The organism is Streptomyces alkaliphilus, assembly GCF_014141535.1.
Classification (GTDB): Bacteria; Actinomycetota; Actinomycetes; order Streptomycetales; family Streptomycetaceae; genus Streptomyces; species Streptomyces alkaliphilus.
The window spans coordinates 1-4,405 of the sequence record NZ_VKHT01000405.1; the positions used below are offsets into that span (position 1 = coordinate 1).

3 protein-coding genes are annotated in these 4,405 nt (G+C 72.3%); all 3 read left to right on the plus strand.

Annotation, left to right across the window (positions count from 1 at the left end):
* Positions 1-224: 224 nt before the first annotated feature.
* Positions 225-884, plus strand: coding sequence for a response regulator transcription factor (locus FNQ90_RS13865; RefSeq protein WP_182606665.1), 660 nt, complete (start codon positions 225-227; stop codon positions 882-884).
* 401 nt (positions 885-1,285) lie between these two features.
* Positions 1,286-3,286: a 2-oxoacid:acceptor oxidoreductase subunit alpha gene (locus tag FNQ90_RS13870; protein WP_182606664.1), complete on the plus strand. Its 2,001-nt coding sequence runs from the start codon at positions 1,286-1,288 to the stop codon at positions 3,284-3,286.
* The gene (locus tag FNQ90_RS13875; RefSeq protein ID WP_143622036.1) at positions 3,276-4,358 is read left to right on the plus strand and encodes a 2-oxoacid:ferredoxin oxidoreductase subunit beta; all 1,083 of its coding nucleotides are present in this window, start codon (positions 3,276-3,278) and stop codon (positions 4,356-4,358) included. Before FNQ90_RS13870 ends, FNQ90_RS13875 begins: the two co-directional genes overlap by 11 nt.
* Positions 4,359-4,405: the final 47 nt, after the last annotated feature.

Below are 4,405 nucleotides of genomic sequence, written 5' to 3' on the forward strand. Positions count from 1 at the left end.
GTGGACGGGCGGTTGATGCTCTCCTCGCCGGAGGGCGGCCCCACCACGGTGACCGCCGCGCTCCCCTGGCGGGGGCGTGGCTGAGTCCCGCCGACGGGGACCCGCCCCTCCCGCGCGCCCGGCCTCCGTCCCGGCTCCCGGACGCGGGCGGCCCGAGGGGTGAGATGCTGGGCGGGTCCCGTCGACGGTGGCGGGCGGGAGCCGCGAGGGGGTTGCGGGTGACGGTGCGGGCGGTGATCGCCGAGGACTCGGTGCTGCTGCGTGAGGGATTGACCCGGTTGTTGACCGATCGGGGCCTGGAGGTGGTCGCGGGCGTCGGGGACGGCGAGGCGCTGGTGCGCGCGGTGGAGGAGCTCGCGGCCGGTGACGGGGTGCCGGACGTCGCGGTGGTGGACGTGCGGATGCCGCCCACCCACACCGACGAGGGGTTGCGGGCGGCGGTACGGCTGCGGCAGCGGTACCCGGACCTGGGGGTACTGGTGCTGTCCCAGTACGTGGAGGAGCAGTACGCCACCGAGTTGCTGGCCGGCTCCAGCCGCGGGGTGGGGTACCTGCTCAAGGACCGGGTGGCGGAGGTGCGGGAGTTCACCGACGCGGTGCGACGGGTCGCGGAGGGCGGCACGGCGCTGGACCCCGAGGTGGTCACCCAACTGCTCGGGCGCAGCCGGCGCCAGGACGTACTGGCGGCGCTGACCCCGCGCGAGCGGGAGGTGTTGGGGCTGATGGCCGAGGGCCGCACCAACGCCGCCATCGCCGCGCGACTGGTGGTGAGCCACGGGGCGGTGGAGAAGCACGTGAGCAACATCTTCCTGAAACTGGGGCTGGCGCAGAGTGATACCGATCACCGGCGGGTGCTGGCGGTGCTGACCTACCTCAATTCCTGATCGACTTCCGAACGGGCCGCCGACGGGCCACCGGGTCCCGTGCCCCGGGGCCCGCCGAGGCCCCGCGCGCGAGCCGCCGCGCGCCGGCTCCCGGGAGCGGCGCCGGAGCCCCTCCCGCACCTCGAACAGGGCCTCCGGTCAGGGCCGATGACCATTCGGCCGGGTCGGGGAGCCGGCCCGGCCGAGCGGTCCCCGCCGGGATGCGGGGGCCTCCCGCGCGGTGGCGGGACCCGGGTCGAAGGTCGGGGTGGGTATCGGTCCCGGGACCTAGCCGCGAACCCCTCCGAAAGGGGATGAACCACCGTCTCATTTTCGGGTCCACGATGTGAGAGCCCCCGGGAAGGGCATCCTCACCCCCGTACGATGGCCGTCAGGAGTCGCCTCGAAGGAGGGCCAGAGAAGTGACCAGCCAGGCCGGCCCGGACACCCGGGACGCCGAGACCCCCACCGACCCGGCCGCCGACGCGGCGACGGGTGGGTCCGGGGCCGCACAGCCGTCCACCACCCCCGGGGCGAACACGACCGGCACGACGGGCACGACCGGCAAAGAGGTCAGGCGCCTGGACCGGGTGATCATCCGGTTCGCGGGTGACTCCGGCGACGGTATGCAGCTCACCGGCGACCGTTTCACCTCGGAGACCGCCTCGTTCGGCAACGACCTCTCCACCCTGCCCAACTTCCCGGCCGAGATCCGGGCCCCCGCCGGCACCCTGCCGGGCGTCTCCTCCTTCCAGGTGCACTTCGCCGACCACGACATCCTCACCCCCGGCGACGCGCCGAACGTGCTGGTGGCGATGAACCCGGCGGCCCTGAAGGCGAACATCGAGGACGTGCCGCGCGGCGCGGAGATCATCGTCAACACCGACGAGTTCACCACCCGCGCCATGGCCAAGGTCGGCTACGCCTCCAGCCCGCTGGAGGACGGCTCGCTGGAGGGCTACAGCGTCCACCCGGTGCCGCTGACCACGCTGACGGTGGAGGCGCTCAAGGGCTTCGACCTCACCCGCAAGGAGGCGGGGCGGTCCAAGAACATGTTCGCGCTCGGCCTGCTGTCGTGGATGTACCACCGCCCCACCGAGGGCACCGAGAACTTCCTGCGGACCAAGTTCGCCAACAAGCCGCACATCGCCGAGGCCAACCTGGCCGCCTTCCGCGCGGGCTGGAACTTCGGCGAGACCACCGAGGACTTCGCCACCTCCTACGAGGTGGCCCCGGCGACCTCCGCGTTCCCGCCCGGCACCTACCGGAACATCTCCGGGAACCTGGCGCTGTCCTACGGACTGGTCGCCGCGTCCCATCAGGCGGACCTGCCGCTGTTCCTCGGCTCGTACCCGATCACCCCGGCCTCGGACATCCTGCACGAGCTGTCCAGGCACAAGAACTTCGGCGTGCGGACCTTCCAGGCCGAGGACGAGATCGCCGGCATCGGCGCCGCCCTGGGCGCCTCCTTCGGAGGCAGCCTGGGCGTGACCACCACCTCCGGCCCCGGTGTGGCGCTGAAGTCCGAGACCATCGGCCTGGCGGTCTCCCTGGAGCTGCCGCTGCTGGTCGTGGACATCCAGCGCGGGGGCCCCTCCACCGGCCTGCCCACCAAGACCGAGCAGGCCGACCTGATGCAGGCCATGTACGGCCGCAACGGCGAGGCGCCGGTGCCGATCGTCGCCCCGGCCACCCCGGCCGACTGCTTCGACGCCGCCATCGAGGCCGCCCGCATCGCGCTGGTCTACCGCACCCCCGTCTTCCTGCTCTCCGACGGCTACCTGGCCAACGGCTCCGAGCCCTGGCGGATCCCCGACCCCGAGGAACTGCCCGACCTGCGGGTGCGCTTCGCCACCGGGCCGAACCACGTCAAGGAGGACGGCACAGAGGTCTTCCACCCCTTCAAGCGGGACCCGGAGACCCTGGCCCGTCCGTGGGCGGTCCCCGGCACCCCCGGCCTCGAGCACCGCATCGGCGGCATCGAGAAGCAGGACGGCACCGGGAACATCTCCTACGACCCGGCCAACCACGACTTCATGGTCCGCACCCGACAGGCCAAGATCGACGGCATCGAGGTCCCGGAGCTGGAGGTCGACGACCCGGGCGGCGAGGCCCGGGTGCTGGTGCTCGGCTGGGGCTCCACGCACGGCCCGATCACCGCCGCCACCCGTCGCATCCGCCGCGCCGGGGGCCGGATCGCCCGCGCCCACCTGCGCCACCTCAACCCCTTCCCCGCCAACCTCGGTGAGGTCCTGCGCCGGTACGACAAGGTGGTGATCCCGGAGATGAACCTGGGACAGCTCGCCGCCCTGCTGCGCGCGAAGTACCTCGTGGACATCGCGTCCATCACGCAGGTCACCGGCCTGCCGTTCAAGGCCGAACAGCTCGCGTCCGCGCTCAAGGAGGCAGTCGATGCCCACTGAGGCCCTCTCCCTGGTGCCGAAGTCCGAGGCGAAGCAGTCCATGAAGGACTTCAAGTCCGACCAGGAGGTCCGCTGGTGCCCCGGCTGCGGCGACTACGCCGTGCTGGCCGCCGTGCAGGGCTTCCTGCCGGAGCTGGGGCTGGCCCGGGAGAACATCACCTTCGTCTCCGGCATCGGGTGCTCCAGCCGCTTCCCGTACTACATGAACACCTACGGGATGCACTCCATCCACGGGCGCGCCCCGGCCATCGCCACCGGCCTGGCCGCCGCCCGCCGCGATTTGTCGGTGTGGGTGGTCACCGGTGACGGCGACGCGCTGTCCATCGGCGGCAACCACCTCATCCACGCCCTGCGGCGCAACGTCAACCTGAAGATCCTGCTGTTCAACAACCGGATCTACGGTCTGACCAAGGGGCAGTACTCCCCCACCTCCGAGGCGGGGAAGATCACCAAGTCCACCCCCATGGGCTCGCTGGAGGCGCCGTTCAACCCGGTCTCGCTGGCGCTCGGCGCGGAGGCGTCCTTCGTCGCCCGCACCATCGACAGCGACCGCCGGCACCTCACCGACGTGCTGCGCGCCGCCGCGCAGCACCCGGGCACGGCGCTGGTGGAGATCTACCAGAACTGCAACATCTTCAACGACGGCGCCTTCGACGCCCTGAAGGACAAGCAGCGCGCGCAGGAGGCGGTCGTCCGCCTGGAGCACGGGCAGCAGATCCGCTTCGGCACCCCCTGGCCCGAGGCCGAGGGCGGCGACGGACTGGGCCGGCTCGGCGTGGTCCGCGACCCCGCCACCGGTGAGCTGGACACCGTGGACGTCACCGTCGAGGGCACCGACCGGGTGCTCGTGCACGACGCGCACGCCGCCTCCCCGGCCACCGCCTTCGCCCTCTCCCGCCTCGCCGACGCCGACACCCTGCACCGCACCCCGATCGGCGTGCTGCGCAGCGTGCGCCGGCCGGTGTACGAGGACCAGATGGCCGACCAGCTGGACGAGGCCGTCGAGCGCAAGGGCAAGGGCGACCTCGGTGCCCTGCTCGCGGGCAAGGACACCTGGACGGTCGTCGGCTGACGCCCGCCCCGGCAGCACCGTTCCACCCCCTGTCTCTTATACACAGC